We start from the raw sequence: 22,629 nt of genomic DNA, 5'->3' as shown, positions 1-22,629 counted from the left end.
AGGGTTATCACGGGGACTTCGCCCCTCATCCGGCCTTCGGCCACCTTCCCCCAAGGGGGAAGGCATTCCACGAAAGGAGGCTCCCATGCTGCATCTTCTCTACGCCCTTGCGCTTTTGCTTTTGCTGTCCGGCGCTTGTGCGATACTGGGCGAAAAATCCAATCTTTCCCCCGCCCTGCTGCCGCTGCCGGTGTTGAGCGGCGCGGTGGTCGTGCTGTACCTCTGCGGTATCGCGGGCGTCCTGCGGGCCGGAGCGGTGCTGGTGCTACTGGCGCTGGCCGCCGTGTGGGTGCTGGGCCTTGTGCAGCTGCGCCCCGCCGGGGTGTTCAAAGCGTGGCAGAGCGCCCTGTACGCGCCGGGCTTTGCGCTTTTTTTAGGCGGTGCTGCGTTTATCTGGGTGCTGTTCTGCGTACAGAAGCCCATGTTTACCCAATGGGACGAATTCACAGCCTGGGGCCTGGCCCCCAAGATGGTCGTGGAGCGCGGCGCGTTCTACGTGGCTGACCCGGTCAACCTGAAAGCCAGTTTCACCTACCCTGCCACGAGCCTGATTACGTTCTTGTTCCAGCCTTTCGGCCGCTGGGCCGAGTGGGCCTGCTTGGCCGCCATTGACACGCTGGCGCTGACCTGCCTGGCCGCCGCTGCCGCCCTGCCGCGGGAGCGCTGGGCCTGCGGCGTGTTGGTGTTTGCCGCTGGGTTCCTGCTGCCGCTCTTCTTCTCGGCCACGCCCACCGGCAGCTACGCCACCCAGTACGTCAACGCCATGGCCGACCTGCCGCTGGCAATGCTGTTTGGCGGCGTGTTCTGCCTGTATTACGCGGTGGGGCGCGAAAAGCGCACCTTCTGGCTCACGGCGCTACCGCTGGCCGTGCTGACGCTGACGAAAGATATCTGCTTTGCCTACGGCCTGATCGCGGCGTTTTTGATTGGCCTTGACCTGCTGTTTGCAGCGGACGGGCCTGTTAAAAAAGCCTTTCCGAAAGCCCTGCTCAAGGCGGGCGGGCTGGCCGTCGCCGTGCTGGCGGCGTTTCTCAGCTGGGGGCGCTACACAGCGGCTGTCACCCCGACGGCGGACACCGCCGCCAGCGTCGGCAGTGAGGGGCTGAGCTACGGCGCGGTCCTCGTGGGCGGCGTCAAGCAGCTGCTGGGCATCGGCCGCACCGAAAAGTTTTCCCAGATCATGGCCGCCATGGGCAGCGCGTTCTTCACCCGGCGCATCTGCCTTTTAGGCGGCGGCGTCATTGCCGTGGCGGCTATCACGATGGTGGCCGCAGCCGCCTGGCTGACCGCCGAGAAGGGCCCCGCCCGCCGCCGCGTGCTTGCGGCGCACCTGGGGTTTGCGTTCTGCTTTGCGGCGCTGTATCTGTTCCACTTGATTCTCTACAACTACAACTTTTCCGATATTGAGGGCCTGGCGCTGAAGGACTACGACCGCTACCTGGCCCCTTACTATCAGGCGTGGATGCTGGCGATGCTCTGCCTGTTGGCCCGCAGCGCAAAGGAGCAGCTGGGCCAGCTGGCGCTGGGCGGTGCGGCGGCGGTCATCATGGCCGTGTTCTGCTGGCGCGGCATCCCTGCGGCCGGGTTCTGGACCGGGGCCAACAGCCTGTATACCCTGCGCGCCGACGTGCAAAACCGCGCTGACACGATGAATACTGTGCTCAACTGGCCCGACCGCGTGCTGGTCATCAGCCAGGGCGACGACGCCACGCGGTGGTACTACTACCGCTATGAGCTGACCGCCCAGGTCGTGAACGGCTTTGGCGGCTTCTATGGCCGCCTGGGCGAGACGCAGGACCGCTGGGACAGCGATTTTATGAACCTGGTGGAGAGCGAAAACTGGACGCTGTACGACTACAAGGCCGTCTGCGTGCCGGACACGCTGGTTGCCTACATGGCCGAGAAGGACTGCGATTATATCTTAATCGACCGCGCCGACGACTATTTGCAGCGGGAGTTCAGCCCCCTGTTTGAGGGCGGCCTGACCAACGATATGCCCGCGACGCTCTACCATTTTGAGGGCGCGGACGCCGACGTGCCGTTCACGCTGGCGGCTGTGGCAGAAAGCGGGGTGGCGTAAATGAAAAAACCGCTTTTTAAGGCACGGCAGCTGCTGGTGCTGGCTTATCTGCTGGCGGCGGTGTTCTGGGTGGTGCGGTGTCTCGTCGGCTGCGGCGTGATGCTGAACTACAAAATGCAGGGCAAAATGCCCCAGACCCATGTGGACGCTGCTGACCTTGTGACCGAGAGCTTCGCGCCCTACTCCTCCAACGAGTGGTGGACGCCGCCGGATGATGACCCGGCGTGGTATCTTTCCACCGACAGTGACCCGCACATTTACTGGCAGGGGCAGGGATACATCGAGACAGTGGTACTGGACGCAGCGCACCGGCTGCCCCCGGGCGGCGTGGCGCTGTATTACCTGAAACCCGGCCAGACTGACTACACCGAGGCGCAGAAAGTCTACGCCACCGTGACCGCCCCCGGCGTGTATACGTTTGATCTGGGCGGCAGGTGGGTAACGGGGCTGCGCATCGACCCGGACAGTGTGGGCGGCGTGCCGACACTGTTTACCGGCATTGAACTGAACCCTGCCCGGGCGTGGTACACCCGGTTTATCCCCACTGCCGGCTGGTGGCTGGTGCTGGCGTTTGGGCCATGTATCGCCGCCGCTTTCGTTTCCCTTTTTATAAGGAAAAAATAAAGCACACCGTAGGGCCGGGTATGCCCGGCCCTCAGCCAAAAGGCAAAATCGCTTTTGCGGGAAAGCTGCGGGCCGCATATGTGCGGCCCCTACATCCCTGCACACTTGTAGGGGGGCGGCGTTCTCGACGCCTCTACCATCATCCCATATGAAGGAGTCTGTCCTATGGAACTGCTCTGCGTACTGGCTGCCGTGGCGGCGCTGTTTTGCGGCTGCGCGGTACTTACGCTGAAATGCCGCGTCCCGGCGTCGGTGGCACCGCTGACGGCACTGTCCCTCATCGTGGCGGTGCTGACGCTGGCCGCCATGGCGGGGGTGCTCTACCCCATCACCTGGGCGGTGTATGCGCTCTGCCTGGCGGGCGGCGTGTGGGTGCTGGCCACCCGCAAAAACCACGCTGGAGCGGCGCAAAAGCTGTTCACCCCGGGCAGTGTGCTGTTCTGGGGCATGGCGCTGGCGTTCACCGTCTACTTTTTTGTGCGCCAGCCGATGGCCACCGATTTTGACGAGCTGAGCCTTTGGGCCACCGCGGTCAAAATCACGAAGGTCAACAACGACCTGTACGCCACGGCAGAATTGGGCACCCCCTGGGCCGCGACCCAGAACCCCGGCCTGCCGCTGCTGGCGTATTTCTTCCAGTTTTTGGGCGATTATGCAGATTGGAAAATTTACATCGGTTATGACATTTTGTATTTTTCTGTATTTGCCGCCGTTGTCGGGGCTATCCCCCGCAGCAAATGGCGTGTGGCCGTGCCGATGGCCGCCGCGCTGTGGTGCGTGCCGTTCTTCTTCACGAACTACAACCACACTATCTACCTGACCACCACCTACATGACCAGCTACGGCGATGTACCCGCGGGCCTTGTGTTCGGCGGGGCCGTGGCCGCGTGGCTGGCGCTGCGCCAAACTTCGGCCCCCAAATGGGCCGTGCTGCCGATTCTGGCGCTGTCTGCCAACATCAAGGCCAATACGTTTGTATTGGCGCTGGTGGCAGCGGGGCTGGTGGCTGTGGATGAGTGGCTGTTTGCCGATGACGGCGATTTCAAGGCCGGTCTGCTCCCCCGCACCGGGTTCAGCCTGGCCTGTTTTGCCGCACCGATGGCAATTTACTATCTGTGGAATGTGCGCTATGTGGGCTGGCTGGTCAGCCGCAGCGCCAGTGATTCCGGTGTCGGCGAGACGAGCGCCCCGCTGTCCGCCGTCGTGGTCAACGGCATCAAGATCCTGCTGGGGCAGTCCGTCGAAGGCTTTTACGCCGAGCGCGAGGCCCAGTTCCGCACTGCGATGGCCGACATGGGCCACCAGTTCTGGACGAGTGACGGCAAGTTGAGCATGATCGGGCAGGGCCGCAATGTGGTCGCGCTGATTGCCATCGTGTTTGTTGTGGCGGTTCTGGCGGCAGCATCGCGGCGGCTCAAGGCGCGCATTGCGGTCATCGGCGTGCTGTCCGGTGTCTGCTTTTTGGGCTACAACCTCATGCTGGCGCTGAGCTACGGCTTTATTTTTGTGCCGTTCCAGGCCGAGCAGCTGGTTGACTACAACCGCTACATTTACAGCTATTACATCGGCTGGTTCATCCTTGCGCTGGGGTGTCTGTCGGTGGCGCTGCTGCCGCAGATCACAGTCAAGGGCGGGGCCGACGGCCCGACAGCGGTTTTTGCTGCGACCCGCCGCGAGACTGCGCCCGTGTTTGAGCTGTTTGTGCTGGCGCTGGCCTGCGGAATGCTGTTCCGCCAGAGCCAGCTGATTTTGCCGCAGCTGAGCGTGCTGGGCTTTGCGGACAGCGAGTTCACCGACCGCCGCGCCGAGCGTGCCGAGGCCGAGCTGGTGTGCAGCTACCTGGCTCCCGATGACCGCGTCTTTTATGTCGGGCAGGGCGACAACGGCGAGGGCTGGTTCAGCGCCGTGTTTGACTTCTACCCGATTTTGGTGGACTATTCCGGCACCGTGACCACGGACCCCGACACCGGCGAAACCAAGATGATCGGCGGCGGCGGCGAGCTAGGCCTGCCCGAGCTGCAGCCCGCCGAGGGTGTGAAAAACACCTACTACCACGCCTTTACAGCCGAGGAGCTGGATAGCATCGTGCGCGGCAACGGCTGCACGGTGCTGTATATCCAGACGCTGGATGATATTTTTGTGCAAAGCTACGCCGACCTGTTCACCGACAAGCTGGCGGCGGCCCAGAGCGGCGAGACGCTGCTCTACCGCGTGACCGATGCGGGCTTTGCCCCGATGCAGATGGAGGTGAGCGCCCTGTGAAAGCGATGAAAAACTGGTTTGCGCGGCGCGGGGCACTGCCCATCACCGCGTACCTGCTGGCGCTGGCCGCCTGGCTGGTGCTGGGCGCGGCTCACTTTGGCAGCGATGCGCTGGCGAAAGCCCAGGGCCGCCTGGCCGAGGAAACGATGGCCGTGACCGACTGGCAGCTGGTGGGGCTGACCCAAAATGAGGACGGCACGCTGACCACTGTGGACGGCGACCCGCAGATGATTTTGGAAAATGTCGATGGCCGCGTGGTGCGCACCATCAGCTACACCGCGCAATTTGACGGCGAAGCGCGGGAAATGTGCCTGTACTACACCACAAAGGTCGGCGAAGATTACTCTGCCGACCGCCGGGTGTTTCCCCAGAGCGTGGGCGAGGGGCGGTACATCTACACGCTGCCCCGCACCAGCCTGGCCGCGCTGCGGCTGGACCCCTGCAGCCCCGAGGAAAACAAGACCGTGACACTGACGGTGCGTGATATCACCTTAAACGCCGCCGACACGCTGCCCGCCGTGTGGCAGTATTTTGTGCCGACGTGGTACCAGGCGTTTTGCCTGGTGCTCTACCCGGCCTTGGCGGCCGCCGCCGTGAGCATGATTTTTGCGGTACTCAAAAAAGAAAAATAATTACGGAATGAGCAGATGTTTCACTTTGGGTGGGGCATCTGCTTTTTTGGTGGGGTAGAGAATGCAGGGGCCGGGTATGCCCGGTTCCTACAATCTTTTTGGCAAAGCCTTTCATTTTGCACCGTCTTTTTCTATAATTTTGCACGAATCTGTTGCTTTTGGCATTTGTGTTATATTATAATAGTTAATGTATGGGAGAATGTGCTTTTTCGGGCGTTTTCTCCGGTCTTATGTATAGGTAAAGGGACCATGAGCGAAAAAGAAAAGATCCTGATAGCGGACGATTCCGCAATGAACCGCGCTATCCTGACGGAGATGCTGGGCGACGGTTACGAAATCCTTGAAGCCGAGAACGGCTGCCAGGCAGTTTCCATCATGCAGACCAACGTCGACATTGACCTGCTGCTGGATATCATGATGCCCGAAATGGACGGCTTTGACGTGTTGGCCATGATGAATAAATATCACTGGATCGACGATATCCCGGTCATTATGATCTCGGCCGAGAACGCATCCAGCTATGTGGAGCGTGCCTACGATCTGGGCGCGACTGACTACATCAGCCGCCCGTTTGATATGGCCGTTGTGCGCCGCCGCGTCATCAACACCCTGATGCTTTACGCCAAGCAGAAGCGCCTGGTGCGGCTGGTGGCCGAGCAGGTCTACGAAAAAGAAAAGAGCAGCTCGACGATGATCAACATTCTCAGCCATATCGTCGAGTTCCGCAACGGCGAGAGCGGCCTGCACGTGCTGCACATCCAGACGGCGACCGACATCCTGCTGCGCACACTGGTCCGGAAAAACGACAAATACAATCTGAACGCCGCCGATATCTCGCTGATCAGCACGGCGTCGGCGCTGCACGACATCGGCAAGATCAACATCCCAGCGTCGATTCTGAACAAGCCCGGCAAACTGACGAAGGAAGAGTTTGACACGATGAAGACCCACACCACCACCGGTGCGGAAATTCTCGACAAGCTTCCCTTCCAGCAGGAGTCGCCGCTGGTCAAGACAGCCTACGCCATCTGCCGCTGGCATCACGAGCGCTGGGACGGCCGCGGCTACCCTGACGGCCTGAAGGGTGAGGATATTCCCATTGCCGCGCAGGTCGTGGCAATGGCCGACGTCTACGACGCCCTGACGAGCGAGCGCTGCTACAAAAAAGCCTTTGGCCATGACAAGGCCATGGAGATGATTTTGAACGGCGAGTGCGGGCAGTTCAACCCGCTGCTGCTGGAATGCCTGACGGATGCGGGTGCGCGGCTGCACGCCGAGCTGAGCCTGGCCTCCTCCGGCGGAAGCCGCCGCAACTACCTGGCCGAGGCACAGCATATCTCGGAGGTGCTGCTGCACGAGAAATCGCTGCCCGGGCAGGATCACATCCTGCGCACGCTGTCCGTGCTGCGCACCAAGGCGAATTTCTTTGCCGAAAACGCCCGCTGTGTGCAGTTTGATTACAACGAGGCCACCGGCCTGGTGCGGTTCTCGCCCTGGGCGGTGGAGCATATGCAGGTGCCGGAAGAGCTGCATCTGCCGGACGAAGCCGATCAATCCAGCTTTGCCATCGCGGATATTGATCGTATCCGTACCGCGCTGCGGGCCACGACAGTGGACCGCCCCCACGCCGAGCTTTCGATGCTGCTGCCCATTGACGGCGAGCTGCGCTGGCATCATGTGTCGCTCTGCGCCCTGTGGAGCGATGAGATACCGCCCCTTTACATCGGCGCGGTTGGCCAGGCCAACCCCGTGTAACAAGGGGCAGCGCAACACCTGTGTCACCGCGGAATTTACCGCTGAAGAATAAAAGTGAAAATGAGAAAGGCAGAAATGATATGACGTTACAGGAATTTTATGCCCGCGTCGGCGGCGATTACAATGCCACCCTGAGCCGTCTGCCCAGCGAGGCCCTTGTGAAGAAGTTTATCCTGAAATACCCCGGCGACCCCAGCTTTGCCCAGCTGAAGGACGCGCTGGCCGCCCAGGATTGGGAGCTGGCTTTCCGCGCCAGCCACACACTGAAGGGCGTGGCCCAGAACTTAGGGATGGACCGCCTGTACAAGGCTGCCGCAGCCCTGTGCGACGCCGTGCGCGGCCCCAAGCCGCTGGAAGATGAGAGCCTTTGGCCGCCCGTCCTTGCTGCCCACGAGGAAGTGCTGGCGGCAATCCGCGAACTGTAAAGCCCCTCCCCTTGCAGGTCGGCCCTGCAGAATACTATGTGCGGCGTCTCTGCCGCTGCACAGGAAACCGGAGTGCCCCTGCCATGTATAATAAAAAGGAGAACTTCCCCGCTCTGCGGCGCACGGTCTGCTGCCTGCTGCTTACCAGTATGCTGTTGGCCGCGCTGCTGGGCTTTGCCATGCCTACCAGCGCGGCGGGCAGCGATGACACGCCCCGGCGCACCCTGCGCGTAGGCTTTTACGCCTACACGGGCTACCATGTCATGGACGAGGACGGCCACAGCAGCGGCTATTCCTACGAGGTACTGCAGCGCATTGCCCAGCATGAGAATGTACAGTTTGAGTATCTGGCTTACGACTGTGATGCCAACGAGGCCGCCGATATGCTGGAGCGCGGCGAGATTGACCTGCTGCCCACGCTGCGCAAGACCGACGAGCGCGCCGAGCGCTTCGACTTTTCCAGCGAGCCGATCTCCAATGTAGCCACAATGCTGACCGTCAAGGCCGGCAACCGCAGCATCGTGGCGGGCAACTATGATACGTTTGACGGCATGGTCGTCGGTATGAGCCGCAGCGGCAACGGCCGCAACGAGAGTTTCAAGGCCTACGCTGAGAGAAACGGCTTTACCTACACGCCGGTCTATTTTGACACCGATGAGGAACTTTCCGCCGCACTGCGCAGCGGCACCATCACGGCGGCAGTCTCCAACCGGATGCGCCAGACCTCCAACGAATGGGTCATCGACACCTTTGACAATGAGGACGTCTACATTGCCGTGCGCAAAGGCGATGCTTCGACCCTGCGGCTTGTCAACGACGCGTTGATCCGTATGGACCGCGACGACCCCACCTGGCGCACGACCCTGTTTGACAAGTACAATAAGAACATCCACACCAGCAACAAGCTCTACCTGACCGCTGCTGAGGAAAACTACATCACGGCCCACAATGCAGCGGGCAAGGAGTTCACCGTGCTGGCCAACCCGGACCGCTACCCCTACTCCTATCTGGACAAGGACGGCAAGCTGACCGGCATCATGGTAGACCTCTTTAAGCTCGTGGCGGGCCGCGCCCGGCTGCACTACAAGTTCTTGACACCGGCTGACCGCACCGAGTACAAGCAGATTCTCAATGACCGCGCGGCGGATTTTGTCATTGATTTGACCAGCGATTTTTCCACCGCCGAGGATTGCGGCTACAAACTGACGGACAGCTACCTCTCGGCGGAGTTTTCCTGGGTGTTGCTGCGCAGCCACGACGGAGACCTGCGCAGGGTGGCCGTGGCCTACAACTTCAACACCGACGCGCTGGAGCTGCCCGGCCTGGACGACTGCGCCACCGTCGAGTACATGGATTCCTTCGATGACTGCCTGGCGGCGCTGCACAGCGGCGAAATTGACGCCTACTACACGTATACCTACCAGGCCGAGCGGACCGTCTTTGACGACAAAAAGAACGAGCTGCGGTCGATGCTCAGCGACGAGCGGCGCAGTTTTTGCATCGGCGTCGACCGCGATTACGACGTGCTGCTGCGCAGTGTGCTGAACAAGAGCGTAAACAGCCTGACCCACGCCGAGGTCGTCTCCATCACCAACAAATATATCAACCTGGGCACGCAGAAATTCTCGCTGGTGCGCTTGGCGTACCAGTATCCGCCGGTCATTGTACTGACCTACCTGTGCGTTGTCGCCGCGATCGTCTGCATCAGGCTGGTGTTGCGCAGCCGCCGTTTCCGCGCCGAGGCCGAGAAGGCCCTGCACAAGGCCGAGGAAGCCAGTGCTGCCAAGACGGAATTTTTGTCGAATATGTCCCACGATATCCGCACGCCCATCAACGGCATTATGGGTATGCTGGACATTGCCGAGGAAAATTTTGACGATAAAGCACGTGTCAAGGACTGCATAGCCAAGATGCGCGGCGCGGCGTCCCACCTGCTCTCGCTGGTGAACGACGTGCTGGATATGTCCAAAATCGAGTCCGGCAGTATGCAGATGCTCAACACCCCGTTTGATTTGCGGGTGCTGCTGGATTCCTGCTGCGGCATTTTGGAAGGGCAGATCACCGAGCGAAACATAACGTTCACAAAGCAGATCGGCCCGTTCTGGCATCCCTACCTGGTGGGCAGTGAGCTGCACATCCGCCAGGTGCTCATCAACATTCTGTCCAACGCCGTCAAGTACACGCCCGACGGCGGCGAGATCAACTTCCGCGCCAAGGAGACGCTGTTTGAGGAAGGCCTTGTCCACCTGCGCATGGAGATCAAGGACAACGGCATCGGCATGAGCGAGGAGTTCATGCAGCACATCTTTGAGCCGTTCACCCAGGAACAGCGCACGAGCCGCACGACCTACAAGGGCACCGGCCTGGGCATGGCTATCACGAAAAAACTCGTTGACCAGATGCATGGCTCGCTGGATGTGGAGAGTGAACCTGGGAAGGGCTCGACCTTTATTTTACGGCTGTCGCTGCCGGTGGGCGAGTGCCCTGCCAACGCCTCTGACCCGATGGAGGAAAAGCGTGCGCCTGATTTGAAGGGCCTGCACCTGCTGCTGGCCGAGGACAATGAGCTGAACGCTGAGATCGCCGTGACGCTGTTGGAGGAACAGGGCGCGAAGATCACCGCTGTGACCAACGGCAAGGAGGCGCTGGAGGCCATCCAGAACGCCGCGCCCCGCACCTACAACGCGATTCTGATGGACGTGATGATGCCTGAGATGAACGGTTTGGAAGCTACCCGCTGCATCCGCGCGTTTGAGGGCAAAGGCCCCGACGAGGGCACGCCTATCATTGCCATGACGGCCAACGTCTTTGCCGACGATGTAAAGGCCTGCTTGGATGCGGGCATGAACAGCCACGTAGGTAAGCCGCTGGACATGAAGATCCTGATGGCCGAAATTTTGAAGTACGCGAACCGCGCCCGCTCGATTTGCTGAAGAATCTAAAGTAGAACCCGCTTTTTTCAAATTAGATTAAGAAAATGTGCCCGCCATATTGCAAAAACTATTTTTTCGGATGTATAATAGGAAGGATAGTTTTTGTGGTATGGCGGGTGCTTTTGTGTGCCCCCGAACATGGAGGGTGAATTATGGCAACGAAGTATATTTTTGTGACCGGCGGCGTTGTGTCGGGCTTAGGCAAGGGCATCACAGCGGCCAGCCTGGGCCGTCTGCTCAAGACCCGCGGGCTGAAGGTGGCCAGCCAGAAGCTGGATCCCTACATCAATGTGGACCCCGGCACGATGAGCCCCTTGCAGCACGGCGAGGTGTTCGTGACGGACGACGGCACCGAGACCGACCTGGACTTGGGCCATTATGAGCGTTTTATCGATGAAAACCTGAACAAATACTCCAACCTGACCACCGGCAAAGTCTACTGGAACGTCCTGAACAAGGAGCGGCAGGGCGCCTACCTGGGCCAGACCGTGCAGATCATCCCCCACATCACCAACGAGATCAAGAGCTACATTTATAACCTGGCCAAGAGCACCGAGGCCGATGTCGTTATCACCGAGATCGGCGGTACCACCGGCGATATCGAGAGCCAGCCCTTCCTGGAGGCCATCCGCCAGGTCGGCCTGGAGCAGGGCCCCGAGAACTGCTGCTACATCCATGTCGTGCTGGTACCCTACATTTCCGGCTCCGACGAGTACAAATCCAAACCGGCCCAGCATTCCTGCAAGGAGCTGCAGGGCATGGGCATCGCGCCGAACATCATCGTCCTGCGCGCCGACGGCCCTGTGGGCAACGACATCAAGCGCAAGATCAGTATGTTCTGCAACGTGCGCCCCGACTGCGTCATTGAGAACCTGACGATGCCGAGCCTGTACGAGTGCCCGCTGATGCTGGAAACCGCCGGCCTGACCAACGTAGTGGCCCGTCAGCTGCACTTGCAGACCCCGCCCACCGACCTGACCGAGTGGAAAGAGCTTATCAGCCGCATTGCGACCCGCAGCAAAACCTGCACCATCGCGCTGGTGGGCAAGTATGTCAAGCTGCACGACGCCTACCTGAGCGTCATGGAGAGCCTGTACCATGCAGGTTTTGAGAACGAGAGCAAGGTCAATATCAAGTGGGTGGACAGTGAGCACCTGGTGGACCAGAACTGCTGCGCCGAGGAACTGGGCGACGCCGACGGTATCATCGTGCCGGGCGGCTTCGGCGACCGCGGCATTGAGGGCATGATCCAGGCTGCCCAGTACGCGCGGGAGAACCATGTTCCCTACTTTGGCATCTGCCTGGGTATGCAGATCATGGTCATGGAGTACGCCCGCAATGTGCTGGGCTACGCCGACGCCAATTCCAGCGAGTTTACGCCCGAGGGCCATCATAACGTCATTGACCTGATGCCGGATCAGCAGGGTGTCGAGACGAAGGGCGGCACGATGCGCCTGGGCAAGTACCCCTGCACCATCACCCCGGGCACGAGGATGGCCGAGTGCTACGGCACACTGAACATCGACGAGCGCCATCGCCACCGCTATGAGTTCAACAACGAGTTCCGCGCCGAGTTTGAGGAAAAGGGCCTGGTCATTGCAGGCACCAGCCCGGACGGCCGCCTGGTCGAGGCTGTCGAGATTCCGGGCCGTGACTTCCACCTGGGTGCCCAGTTCCACCCCGAGTTCAAGAGCCGCCCGAACCGCGCCCACCCGCTGTTCAAGGGCTTCATCGCCGCCGCGCTGAAGTACCAGAGCGAGCACACCCCAACCGACCATCCCATGTCGCTGGGGGAATAAAATTGTAATAATAGAGCCTTCCCCCGAGGGGGAAGGCTTTTTGCTGCCCATCAATTTACAACTCTTTCACATTTTCCCCGCAATATCCCCTGCCTTCGATTCGTACTGTTATATAGAGCAGGCTCACACAAAAAAACCGCCAATATCCTGTCAAAAACCCGCGTATTTCTTGTGCGGATTTTCGCTTGCTTTATGCGTCCCTGGCGGCGTATAATGGTACATCATCGAAAGGGTGTAAATCTATGCGTAACTGGTGTTCGCGCCATCCGGTCTGGTTCATGGCGCTCTATGCTTTGTTTTACTTAACGTTTTTCTCGCTGCTGGAACACACCGTCCTGACGCCGGACCTGTGGGTCCACTGCCGGTTGGACGATGTGATTCCTTTCTGCAAATATGCCATTGTACCGTATCTTTTGTGGTTCCCGTGGATCCCGTTCACGCTGTTCTACCTGCTGTACAAGGCCCCGCGGGAGGATTTTTGGCGGCTGTGCGTGCCGCTCTTCACCGGCATGACGATGGCGCTTTTGTTCTACGTCATCGTGCCCAACGGCCTGGCGCTGCGCCCGCATTTTGTGCCGGGCAACGACATTTTCGCGCAGCTGGTGCGGATGATCTACCGCAGCGACACGCCGATGAACGTCTGTCCGTCCATCCATGTCTTCAACTCGGTCACGCTGATGCTGGCCTACTACCGCAGTGCGGTTTTTGACGCCCCGCGCCGCCGCTGGATGCGCCCCGCCGCCATGGTGCTGTGTATGTCCATCACGCTTTCCACGATGCTGCTCAAACAGCACAGCGTTATTGACGTGGTGTTCGGCCTGCTGCTGGCCTTGGCGCTGGACTATGGTGCCACGGTCTTGCAGAGCGAGGACGTCGGGCACAGGCGTCTGCCGGAGAGGTTATAAAAAACAAAAGCCTCCCTTGTTAAAGGGAGGTGAAGGGATTCCTGCGGCGGCACGGCAAGCGTGCACACTCCCGCAAGGTCGCAGCAATCCCCCAGTCCGCTCACGCGGACAGCCCCCTTTAACAAGGGGGCCTTTTTATTTACAGCGCATACACCAATATTCCCACAAGGATCATCGCCAGCGCAATGATTTTCTTGGGGTTCATCTTCTCATGGAAGATCGTCACACCGAAGATCGTGACGTAGATATACCCGGTCGCTTCCAGCACCGGGCCGACGTTCAGCGGCACACCCTTGTAGGCCAGCATCGTCAGCAGCGTGCAGCCCACAAACAGGCCGTAACCCAGAATCACGCGCCAGTCGGTGTACTCAGCCAGGACGGACTTGTGCTCCCGCAGGGCGGCCTTTTTCAAAAGCACCTGTGAGACCGAGGATAAAAACGTGCTGCACAGATACAGCAGCACGTAGGGCAGCTGTGCCTGGTTCATTGGCCGCCCTCCCCTTCGTTATCGGCACGCACAAACAGCACGATGCCGCAGATAATAATGACCGCGCCGATGACTTGCCGCGGCGTGACGGCCTCGCCAAAGACGGCCAGGCCCAGCAGGATCCCCCACACGACGGTGACGGCCTTGTTGGCGTAGGCGGTCGTCAGCGGCAGATGCTTGATGACCTGCTGCCAGCCCACCGCATAGACGACCAGCGCCAGCAGCATCAGGCCGTACAGCACGATGAACGCCGCGCTCAAAAACGGCTGCTGCGCGGCCAGCTTGCTGCACACGCTGCTGCCCGCATAGATACCCAAAATAATATGCAGCAGCAAGAACCACTTTGCCTGCTTCATGCGTTGTCCCCCTCATGCCGGATGACCTCGCGCTCGACGTACTGGGGGGCGGCGTTGGCACACATATAGATGCGGCCGACGTACTCACCCATGATGCCCAGCACGACCAGAATCATGCCGCCCAGCAGCAGCAGCAGCGCCGTGGTGGACGCCCAGCCGATGGGTGCGCCTGTGCTGGTGAAGTGGCTGACGATAATATAGATCAGATACAAAAAGCCTGCCGCCGCAAACAGTGTGCCAAAGTAGGTGGCAATGCGCAGCGGCTTGACGGAAAACGACGTAAAGCCGTTCATCCAGAGATTCAGCAGTTTGCTTAAGGTATAACCGCTGCGGCCTTCCTCGCGGGCGCGGTGGTGTACCGGCACGTTGCAGATATGCTTGGTGGAGCGCAGCACCAGCCCGATGACATAGGGGTAGCAGTGCTCATAGCGCAGCATCTCGTCTACCACAAAACGGCGGGCGGCAAAGTAGCTGTTGACCACCAGCTCCGGCGGCTTGCCCAGCATGATCTCGGTCATTTTGCTGTTGACCCAACTGCCAAAGTTGCGCCAGCCCGCCTGGCGTTTGCTGTCATAGCTGGCGTAGACGACGTCGTAGCCCGCGTCAATTCTTTCCAGCAGCTTGCCCACCTCGTCGGCAGGGGTCTGGCCGTCGTCGTCCAAGCAGACGACGATATCACCGCTGCACTTGTGGAAGCCCGCCATCAACGCAGCATGCTGGCCGAAGTTTTTCGCCAGATCCACGCCCAGCACATGGGGGTCCGCCGCCACCAGGCTGCGGATGGTGCCAATGGTATTATCAGGCGAGCAGTCATTGACGAGGATGACCTCGTAGTCATACTGGGGCATCGTCTGCATTGTGGCGGCAATTTCCGCCACCACGCCGCCCACCGTATGCTGGGAGCGGTAGCAGGGAATCACATAAGAAATTTTCTGCATAGCTGTGTACATCCTCTCAACTGCGCTTATAAACGACCAGATCCTCGGTGGAGACAAGCTCCTGCCAGTTTTCGGCCATCAGGCGTTCCTCCACGCGGGTGCCGTGGCCGCACATGACATAGCGGGAATAGATCGGGTTTTCGGCATCCCACAGGTAGCTGTTTTTGTCAAATTCAATGCCCATGCCGTCCGGCACGGCGTAGAGGTAGCCGTGGAACACGCCGTCGTCGTAGGTGTAGGCCAGCGTGTTGTCCCAGGGATCGGCACCGGCGGTCTGCACATCGGCAGCCAGGGCGTCCTCGACCACAGTCATCTGGGCGGCCATGACCTCATTCATTTCCGGCTGGCTGCCACGCTCAAAGTTCATGGGCAGCAGCAGGACGACCAGAATCGGCAGCCAGACCACCGCAGGGGCGGCGTCCTCCACAACAATAGCTCCCAGCAGCAGAATGGCAAGCAGCATCATGTGGCGCGGGTCGATGTTATACATCGTCAGCAGTACCAGCGCAATGGCGGCGCTGCAGAACAGGGCACAGGCTTTCAGCACCACCGGGCGGCCCTTGCGCTTATCCCAAAGCAGGCAGCCCACCGCCGCCAGCACGACCACCAGGAAGGTGACGCAGCCGCCGCCGATGTAAGTCTTGCCGCCCTTGATGGTGGGCCAGATATCGTAGAGCCAGGCGTTGCCCAACAGGGCCGTTGCGCGGGTCCACTCATAGCGAATCGCCGCGATGGGGTGGCCCTGCAGCAGCAACTGCACGCCGTCAAAATCCATGCCGCCGTCACTGAAATAGGGCGCGGCCAGCTTAGTCATCGCAAAGAGCGAGACGCCGAACCCCGCTGCTGCCGTGATAAAGCAGACGCTGCGGCGCCGTTTGTTCTGCCACACCGCCATCAGCGGGAACACCCAGAACAGCAGCGCGTAGGGGCGGAAGATCGTTTCCACCGCGCAGGCCACTGCGCAGACGGCGAGCCAGCCGGTCTTATCAGTGCGGTGCAGCGCCGCAGCACTGCCCACGATGAGAAACGCCAGCATATAGTGCATGGCCTCCGACGCGCCGCTGATGCAGGAGCGGATGGGCATGGCAATGGCAAACAAACCGGCGCAGAGCACAATGCACTGCCACCAGTTCAGCTTAGCGCTGCGGGCAAACACCGCAATGCCCAGCGTGATAAACAGCAGGTTGCACCACAGCACCACATTGACGCTGCTGCCGAACAGAAAGCCCGGCAGCGCGTAGGCCCAGATGAGCAGCGGCCCCCAGGTTCCATAGCGGCCAATGTCCGCCGTGCCCTCCTGGTAGCCAAAGTACCCCTGCGGGCCGCCGTGGGTGATGACGCTGACGACCTGGCGATTATAAAGCACTTCGTCGTTGTTCATCGTGGTGGGCAGCCAGATTTTGTTCAGCGGGGTGCGGCTGGTCAGGAAGTAAAATCCCGCAAGGAACACGACTGCCCCCAACACGCAGAGCAGCGCATTGGGGGTCTTTTCGAGAAACGTTTTGACTTTTTGCATCGGTTTTGCTTTCATCATTCCTTCTCCGCCAGGCGGGCCATAAACACAACGTCCCGGTATTGGCCGTCCAGCAGCTCCATATCGCGGAAGATGCCTTCCTGCACAAAACCGGCCTTTTCATAGCTGCGGCGGGCGGCGGTGTTTTCGGCCAGCACGCGCAGACTGATACGGTGCAGATGCAGCCCCGCAAAGCCGAAATCGGTGAACAGGCGGGCCGTCTCGGTGCCCAGACCCTTGCCGCGGGCACTCTCCTCGCCGATGAAGATGCCGTACTCGGCGCTGCGGTTGTGGGGGTCGATATCGCGGTAATAGACCGAGCCGACCGGCTTGCCGTCGGCCTTATCCACAATGATATACTGCACGACCTGGCCGGTGGCAACCTTCGTTGCCAGCCAGCTGCGGTGCATTTCCGGCGTGAAGGTCTGGCGGAAGATGAAGTTCTGCACCACAGACGGCGTGTTGCGCCATTTGACGATCAAATCGGTATCGGCATCCGTGATGGGCCGCAGCGTCACCGCCGCGCCGTCCAGGATGGGAAGTTGGGGTGTGTTCATAAAGCCTCACCTATTTTTACATTCTGCTGCCATGCAGGGGCTGCACATCTGCGGCCCGCAGCGCGGTGGAAAACGGCCGTCTGCCCTATACGCAAGGGCCGGACATACCCGGCCCCTACATGGTGCGCATATAAATCATGCACTTCTCACTCTGATAAATCACCTGCCACCCTTCGGCGTCCAATCGGGCGGCGGTGGGGGTGTCGGCGGCAGTCATCACATAGCGGGAATAAATTTCGTGGTTCGGGTCGGTCAGGTAGGCGGCCTCGTCAAACTGGATGCCCATGCCGTCGGGCACGCCGTAGAGCAGGCCGCAGTGTACCGGGTCGCCGAAGGCGTAGGCCACCGTGTTGTCCCAGGGGGCGTCGCTGTCGGCGCGGTAATGGGTCAGCACGGTTTCCACCTGCTGGACCTCGGCGTCCCACTCGGCGCTGTAATGGGGCATCGTGTAGCCGTCGGCCAGGTTCACCACACCCAGCAGCGCCAGCGCGGCCGCAGCCAGCGCCGTGCCGCCCGTCGGGCGGGCATCTTCCACCAGCAGGCTTGCCAGCAGCAGCACGTCCAGCACCAGCGTGTGGCGCGAGCCCTCGCCGGGGCGATACATCAGCATCAGCGCCAGAAAAACGATGACCGCCGTGGCAGCGGCGCAGCCCTTCCAGAAGATGGGCCGCCCGCGCCGGGCATCCACAGCCAGGCAGACAACTACGACGGCCAGCAGCGCGAACAGCAACAGGTAATACCCACCGGTGCGGTTTGCAAAATCCGACGCCATTGCGGCAAAAACCGTCTGCATTGCACCGATGAGCTTGCGGGCCATATCCTTGGCCGCTTCTAACAGGTGGCCGTGGGCGGCCTCCTGCAAAGCGCCCATATCGACGTTTGTGAAGAAATAGGGCGCATAAAATTTGGACATCAACACCAGCGTGCCGCCCAGCGACACAGCCCCGCCCACAACGCAAACCGCGACGCGGCGGCGGTCGCGCCAGGCCAGCGCCAACGGGTAGAGCCAGAGCACGGCCTCATAAGGGCGCACAAGGGTCGCCACAGCACACAGGGCGCAGAGTACGCCCCAGGCGGCGCGGTTCCGGTCCCGCCGGGCCAGGATGCCGCACCCCAACACGGCCAGCACCAGCGCATAGTGCAGCGGTTCCTGCATGGCGGAGAACACATACCGGATCGGTGCGTTCATGGCCGCCAGCGCCAGCGCAAACACAGCCTGGCGTTTCCAGCTCAGCCGCGCGGCCAAGGCGAAAAACGTCCAGCCTGCCGCGACGAACAGCAGGTTGCACCAGAGGAACGCATTTTGCCCGCGCAGCAGCAGCCCGGGCAGCGCGTAGACGAAGAACACCGCCGGGCCCCAGGCCGCGTAGGTGCCCACTTCGGCGTGGGACTCGTTGAAGCCGAAATATCCCTGCGGTGCGCCGTACCGCACAGCGGCGGCCAGCTGTTTGCTGTAAATGACCTCGTCGCTCCAGGAGCTGGTGGGCAGGAAAATCTGCGTGACCGGCACTTTGTAGACGGCCCACTCGTACACCAGCAGAAATACCAGCGCCGCAGCCGCCGTGCAGGCCGCCTGCGCCCAGCCGGGCAGGCGTTTACTGTGCATAGAACTCCAAAACTTTCGCAATGACCTTCTCGCGGTCGGCGTCGGTCAGGCCGTAGTACATCGGCAGGCGGACCAGGCGCTCACTCTCGGCGGTGGTATAGACGTCCTCGCCGTCGAAACGGCCGAACTTCTCGCCCGCCGGGGCGGAGTGCAGCGGGATATAATGGAACACCGCCAGGATGTCATTGGCCTTCAAATGGCGGATGAACGCGGTGCGCTCCTCAAGATTCTTGCACTTGAGGTAGAACATATGCGCGTTGTGGACGCAGCCCTCGGGGATGGTGGGCAGCTCGACCTTGCCCGCGTCGGCCAGCGGCTTAAAGGCCGCATAGTAGGCGTTCCAGGTCGCCATGCGGTTGTCGTTGATCTCGTCGGCGTGGAGCAGCTGCGCCCACAGGTAGGCCGCATTCAGCTCGCTGGGCAGGTAGCTGTCGCCAAAATCGACCCAGGTGTACTTGTCCACCTGGCCGCGGAAGAACTTGGCGCGGTTGGTGCCTTTTTCGCGCAGGATCTCCGCGCGCTCGTTGTAGTCAGGATTGTTGATGACCAGCGCACCGCCCTCACCCATCGAGTAGTTTTTCGTCTCGTGGAAGGAGTAGCAGCCGAAATCACCGATGGTGCCCAGCGCCTTGCCCTTGTAGCTGCTCATAACGCCCTGGGCTGCGTCCTCGACGACCTTGAGGTTATGGCGGCGGGCAATGTCCATGATGGTGTCCATCTCGCAGGCAACACCGGCGTAGTGGACGGCCACGATAATCTTGGTCTTGTCGGTGATGGCCTGCTCGATTTTCTTCTCGTCAATGTTCATCGTGTCGGGGCGCACATCCACAAAGACGAGCTTGGCCCCGGCCAGCACGGCGGAAGTGGCGGTGCTGGAGAAGGTGAAGCTGGGCAGAATGACCTCGTCGCCGGGCTGGATGTCGCACAGCAGCATGGCCATGTCCAGCGCAGTGGTGCCGCTGGTAGTCAGCAGCACCTTCTGGGCGTGGAAACGCTCTTCCAGCCAGGCATTGCACTGTTTGGTGAAAGCGCCGTCGCCGCAGATCTTGTGCGAGTCGATCGCCTGTTTGACATACTCGAGTTCATCGCCCACGCAGGGGGGCACGTTAAAAGGGATCATGAGTAAAGCCTTCTTTCCAGCTGAATTTTTATAATCGTGTTTAGTATAACACAGTTTGCGGTATTTGTCACTTTATCGCGGAACAGATTTGCGGAAAATCGCCTTATTTTTTTACGCGGGCGTCGTTGTAGGCGCGGATCATGCTGGCGGCGAACCAAAGCATGACGACACTGAACGCCACAAAGGCCACGGCAGCGACGGTGGCAGCGGACGGCAGAAAATGCGCCACGGTGTAGACGGCCAGCGGCACAGCGGCGACAAGCGGCATTTTGCTGGCCGCCTTGCCGCACAGCCGCAGCAGCACCAGCGCCGCGCCCCAGAACAGCCACAGGTCCACCGCACGCAGCGCCGGTTCCAGCCAGACCCACGCGCCGCCGCTCTGTGCGCCGCTTAAAATCAATTCCAGCACCAGCCCCGCCGCACCGAACACGATGGGCAGTTTGGCCTCGCCCGCCAGCAGCAGGTAGCCGACCAGCGCCAGCACAGTGAGGGAAACTTCCTGAATGGCAGCGGCCTCCGGCACGGCGAGCAAGGCCCGCCCCGCCGCCGCCACCCCGATAAGCAGGTAAGCTAATGCGGTTTTGTTGCGTTTATCCATGGTGGAACTCCTGACGGTTTATTATACGCTTTTATCTGCGCCGCTTTGCAGGGGCCGCATAGGTACGGTCCCTGCACGGATGCAATAACAAATTTATTATACCTCTTTTATAAATCCCTTGCAAGGTTTGTCGGCGGGGCGTATAATGAGAATGTTTATACACGGAAACGTGCGAATCGTGTATAAATCTACATAGAGAAGTGAGGTTTTTGGAATGGAGTTTTCCCATCGTCTGGAACTGTTCGGCCCGGAGATTTTTGCTGCGCTCAACGATAAAAAGGTCGCGCTGGAAGCCGAAGGGCGTCACCTGTACAATTTAAGCGTCGGCACGCCGGATTTTGCTCCCGCCGACCACCTGAAGCAGGCGCTCATCGACGCCGCGCAGGACAACGAAAACTGGAAGTACAGCCTGCGGGATATTCCCGAGATGCTGAACGCCGTCTGCGGTTACTACCAGCGCCGTTTCAACGTGGACACCATCACGCCGGACAAGGTCATGAGCTTTTCCGGCAGCCAGGACGGCATCGGCCATCTGGGCCTGGCGCTGTGCAATGACGGCGATTTGGTTTTGCTGCCCGACCCCTGCTACCCTGTCTTTATGACCGGCTCCCGCCTGGGCGGTGCCGAGCCGTGGTACTATAAACTGACGAAGGAAAACCATTTTTTGCCCGACGTCTCCGCCATCCCCGAGGATGTTGCCCGCAAGGCAAAGTTCATGCTGGTCAGCCTGCCCGCCAACCCGGTGGGCAGCGTCGGCACGCCGGAGCTCTACGCCGAGATCGTCGCTTTCTGCCGTAAGTACGATATTTTGCTCGTGCATGACAACGCGTACAGCGATATCATCTTTGACGGCGCCCACGGCGGCAGCATCTTCAACACGCCGGGGGCCGAGGAATGCGCGGTGGAGTTCTTCTCCCTGAGCAAGAGCTTCAACGTGACCGGCGCGCGCATTTCGTTCCTGGTCGGGCGCCCCGATGTGATCGCCGCCTGTAAAAAACTGCGCACCCAAATCGATTTTGGTATGTTCCTGCCCATCCAGAGAGTTGCCATCGCGGCTTTGACCGGCCCGCTGGACGGCGTGCAGCGCCAGTGCGGCGAGTACCAGCGCCGCCGCGACGCCCTGTGCGGCGGTCTGCGCAGCATCGGCTGGGATGTGCCCAACAGCCACGGCAGTATGTTTGTCTGGGCACCGGTGCCCGCAGGGTACAAGACGAGTATGGAGTTCTGCCTGGCCCTCATCGATAAGGCTGGCGTTATCTGCACGCCGGGTTCCAGCTTTGGTCCCAGCGGCGAAGGCTACGTGCGTTTTGCCCTGACCATGCCGGTGGAAAAGATTGGCGAGGCTGTGAACGCTATCAAGGAAAGCGGAATCCTGTAAATAAACAAAAGCACCGTCGACCCAAGCCGAGTCGACGGTGTTTTTTCGTTTTGAACAAATCAAAAATTACTGTGCATTATCCCGCAAGGCTGCACGCATTTCCTTCTGGATGGCCGGGGTCGTTTCGACCTTCTGCATCAGGGCGGCCAGCAGCTCAGGCAGCTGCTTTGCGGGCAGCTGCTCCGCCACAACAGACGCCAAATACTCTGCATGGGTCATAGCCGGTTCAAAGGTACGAGCATACGTTTTGCCACTGCGCACAAAGCCCACTTCACGCAGAACACCCTTTTCCATCAGGCTGTTCAGCATGGAAAAAATGGAGCGCTCCTTCCACTTGCGGTCAACACAGGTGGAGACAACTTCCGTCTGGGCCATGGCGTGGTCAGCCTGCCAGAAAATTTCCATAATCTGTTGTTCGCTTTTTGTCAGATGCACGTTTCTATACCTCTCTCAACAAATATCTATGCTTTAATAGTATAGGTTCGTGAGATAAATGTCAATGGTTTTTGGGAAATTTCTTCAAAAAAGTTTATGCTATATTGTAACATTTTAACAAGTCTCGCACATTCCCTCTGTATTTTTGTAGATTTCCAGTTTTTGGGCCTAGATTCGACGTTTCGCGTACTGTGGCATATGCGTGGCAAGCCGTGCCGCACCATGC

At 60.2% G+C, this 22,629-nt stretch carries 19 protein-coding genes; 10 read left to right on the top strand and 9 right to left on the bottom strand.

Features of this window, described 5'->3' with window-relative positions:
* Positions 1 to 85: 85 nt before the first annotated feature.
* From GPK89_RS00985 to GPK89_RS00945, 9 genes are all read left to right on the top strand, one after another.
* Positions 86 to 2,080 carry a hypothetical protein gene (locus tag GPK89_RS00985; RefSeq protein WP_215690889.1) on the top strand — a complete coding sequence of 665 codons (1,995 nt, stop codon included), beginning with the start codon at positions 86 to 88 and terminating at the stop codon, positions 2,078 to 2,080.
* Positions 2,081 to 2,704 (top strand): hypothetical protein, encoded by a 624-nt coding sequence (locus GPK89_RS00980; RefSeq protein WP_215690886.1) that lies wholly within the window; start codon positions 2,081 to 2,083, stop codon positions 2,702 to 2,704.
* A 165-nt stretch (positions 2,705 to 2,869) separates the two neighbouring features.
* The gene (locus tag GPK89_RS00975) at positions 2,870 to 4,966 is read left to right on the top strand and encodes a hypothetical protein (protein ID WP_215690883.1); all 2,097 of its coding nucleotides are present in this window, start codon (positions 2,870 to 2,872) and stop codon (positions 4,964 to 4,966) included.
* Positions 4,963 to 5,598 (top strand): hypothetical protein, encoded by a 636-nt coding sequence (locus GPK89_RS00970; protein ID WP_215690879.1) that lies wholly within the window; start codon positions 4,963 to 4,965, stop codon positions 5,596 to 5,598. Before GPK89_RS00975 ends, GPK89_RS00970 begins: the two co-directional genes overlap by 4 nt.
* A gap of 249 nt (positions 5,599 to 5,847) precedes the next feature.
* Positions 5,848 to 7,353 (top strand): HD domain-containing phosphohydrolase, encoded by a 1,506-nt coding sequence (locus GPK89_RS00965; protein ID WP_215690876.1) that lies wholly within the window; start codon positions 5,848 to 5,850, stop codon positions 7,351 to 7,353.
* Positions 7,354 to 7,433: 80 nt separating this feature from the next.
* Entirely contained in the window at positions 7,434 to 7,778 is a 345-nt protein-coding gene (locus GPK89_RS00960; protein WP_215690873.1) for an Hpt domain-containing protein, read from the top strand.
* An 83-nt stretch (positions 7,779 to 7,861) separates the two neighbouring features.
* Positions 7,862 to 10,711 (top strand): ATP-binding protein, encoded by a 2,850-nt coding sequence (locus GPK89_RS00955; RefSeq protein ID WP_215690868.1) that lies wholly within the window; start codon positions 7,862 to 7,864, stop codon positions 10,709 to 10,711.
* A 152-nt stretch (positions 10,712 to 10,863) separates the two neighbouring features.
* Positions 10,864 to 12,510 carry a CTP synthase gene (locus tag GPK89_RS00950; protein ID WP_215690866.1) on the top strand — a complete coding sequence of 549 codons (1,647 nt, stop codon included), beginning with the start codon at positions 10,864 to 10,866 and terminating at the stop codon, positions 12,508 to 12,510.
* A 242-nt stretch (positions 12,511 to 12,752) separates the two neighbouring features.
* Positions 12,753 to 13,415: a phosphatase PAP2 family protein gene (locus GPK89_RS00945; RefSeq protein WP_252261387.1), complete on the top strand. Its 663-nt coding sequence runs from the start codon at positions 12,753 to 12,755 to the stop codon at positions 13,413 to 13,415.
* Positions 13,416 to 13,554: 139 nt separating this feature from the next.
* Here the strand turns inward: GPK89_RS00945 and GPK89_RS00940 are convergent, their stop codons facing one another.
* The 8 genes from GPK89_RS00940 to GPK89_RS00905 all read right to left on the bottom strand — a co-directional run bounded on the left by GPK89_RS00940 (position 13,555) and on the right by GPK89_RS00905 (position 20,590).
* Positions 13,555 to 13,902: an EamA family transporter gene (locus GPK89_RS00940; RefSeq protein WP_215690864.1), complete on the bottom strand. Its 348-nt coding sequence runs from the start codon at positions 13,900 to 13,902 to the stop codon at positions 13,555 to 13,557.
* Positions 13,899 to 14,258: a transporter gene (locus GPK89_RS00935; RefSeq protein ID WP_215690862.1), complete on the bottom strand. Its 360-nt coding sequence runs from the start codon at positions 14,256 to 14,258 to the stop codon at positions 13,899 to 13,901. Before GPK89_RS00935 ends, GPK89_RS00940 begins: the two co-directional genes overlap by 4 nt.
* Positions 14,255 to 15,196 carry a glycosyltransferase family 2 protein gene (locus tag GPK89_RS00930; RefSeq protein WP_215690859.1) on the bottom strand — a complete coding sequence of 314 codons (942 nt, stop codon included), beginning with the start codon at positions 15,194 to 15,196 and terminating at the stop codon, positions 14,255 to 14,257. The genes GPK89_RS00935 and GPK89_RS00930 overlap by 4 nt, the downstream gene beginning before the upstream one ends.
* A gap of 16 nt (positions 15,197 to 15,212) precedes the next feature.
* The gene (locus GPK89_RS00925) at positions 15,213 to 16,730 is read right to left on the bottom strand and encodes a hypothetical protein (protein ID WP_215690856.1); all 1,518 of its coding nucleotides are present in this window, start codon (positions 16,728 to 16,730) and stop codon (positions 15,213 to 15,215) included.
* On the bottom strand, positions 16,727 to 17,266 hold the full coding sequence (locus GPK89_RS00920) for a GNAT family N-acetyltransferase (RefSeq protein WP_215690853.1): 540 nt from the start codon (positions 17,264 to 17,266) through the stop codon (positions 16,727 to 16,729). Before GPK89_RS00920 ends, GPK89_RS00925 begins: the two co-directional genes overlap by 4 nt.
* Positions 17,267 to 17,381: 115 nt before the next feature.
* Entirely contained in the window at positions 17,382 to 18,872 is a 1,491-nt protein-coding gene (locus GPK89_RS00915) for a hypothetical protein (protein WP_215690850.1), read from the bottom strand.
* Entirely contained in the window at positions 18,862 to 19,992 is a 1,131-nt protein-coding gene (rffA, locus tag GPK89_RS00910) for a dTDP-4-amino-4,6-dideoxygalactose transaminase (protein ID WP_215690847.1), read from the bottom strand. The genes GPK89_RS00915 and rffA overlap by 11 nt, the downstream gene beginning before the upstream one ends.
* A gap of 103 nt (positions 19,993 to 20,095) precedes the next feature.
* The gene (locus GPK89_RS00905; protein ID WP_215690843.1) at positions 20,096 to 20,590 is read right to left on the bottom strand and encodes a hypothetical protein; all 495 of its coding nucleotides are present in this window, start codon (positions 20,588 to 20,590) and stop codon (positions 20,096 to 20,098) included.
* Between the two features lie 214 nt (positions 20,591 to 20,804).
* On the opposite strand from GPK89_RS00905, the gene GPK89_RS00900 reads away from it, so the two are divergent.
* The gene (locus GPK89_RS00900) at positions 20,805 to 21,968 is read left to right on the top strand and encodes an aminotransferase class I/II-fold pyridoxal phosphate-dependent enzyme (protein WP_215690840.1); all 1,164 of its coding nucleotides are present in this window, start codon (positions 20,805 to 20,807) and stop codon (positions 21,966 to 21,968) included.
* 66 nt (positions 21,969 to 22,034) lie between these two features.
* Here the strand turns inward: GPK89_RS00900 and GPK89_RS00895 are convergent, their stop codons facing one another.
* Positions 22,035 to 22,403, bottom strand: a complete 369-nt coding sequence (locus GPK89_RS00895; RefSeq protein WP_215690836.1) for a BlaI/MecI/CopY family transcriptional regulator — start codon at positions 22,401 to 22,403, stop codon at positions 22,035 to 22,037.
* Between the last annotated feature and the right edge of the window lie 226 nt (positions 22,404 to 22,629).

This window comes from Gemmiger formicilis, from assembly GCF_018784445.1.
Classification (GTDB): domain Bacteria; phylum Bacillota; class Clostridia; order Oscillospirales; family Ruminococcaceae; genus Gemmiger.
Note: the sequence above shows the minus strand (reverse complement) of the source record. Positions and strands in the feature narration are given on the sequence as shown.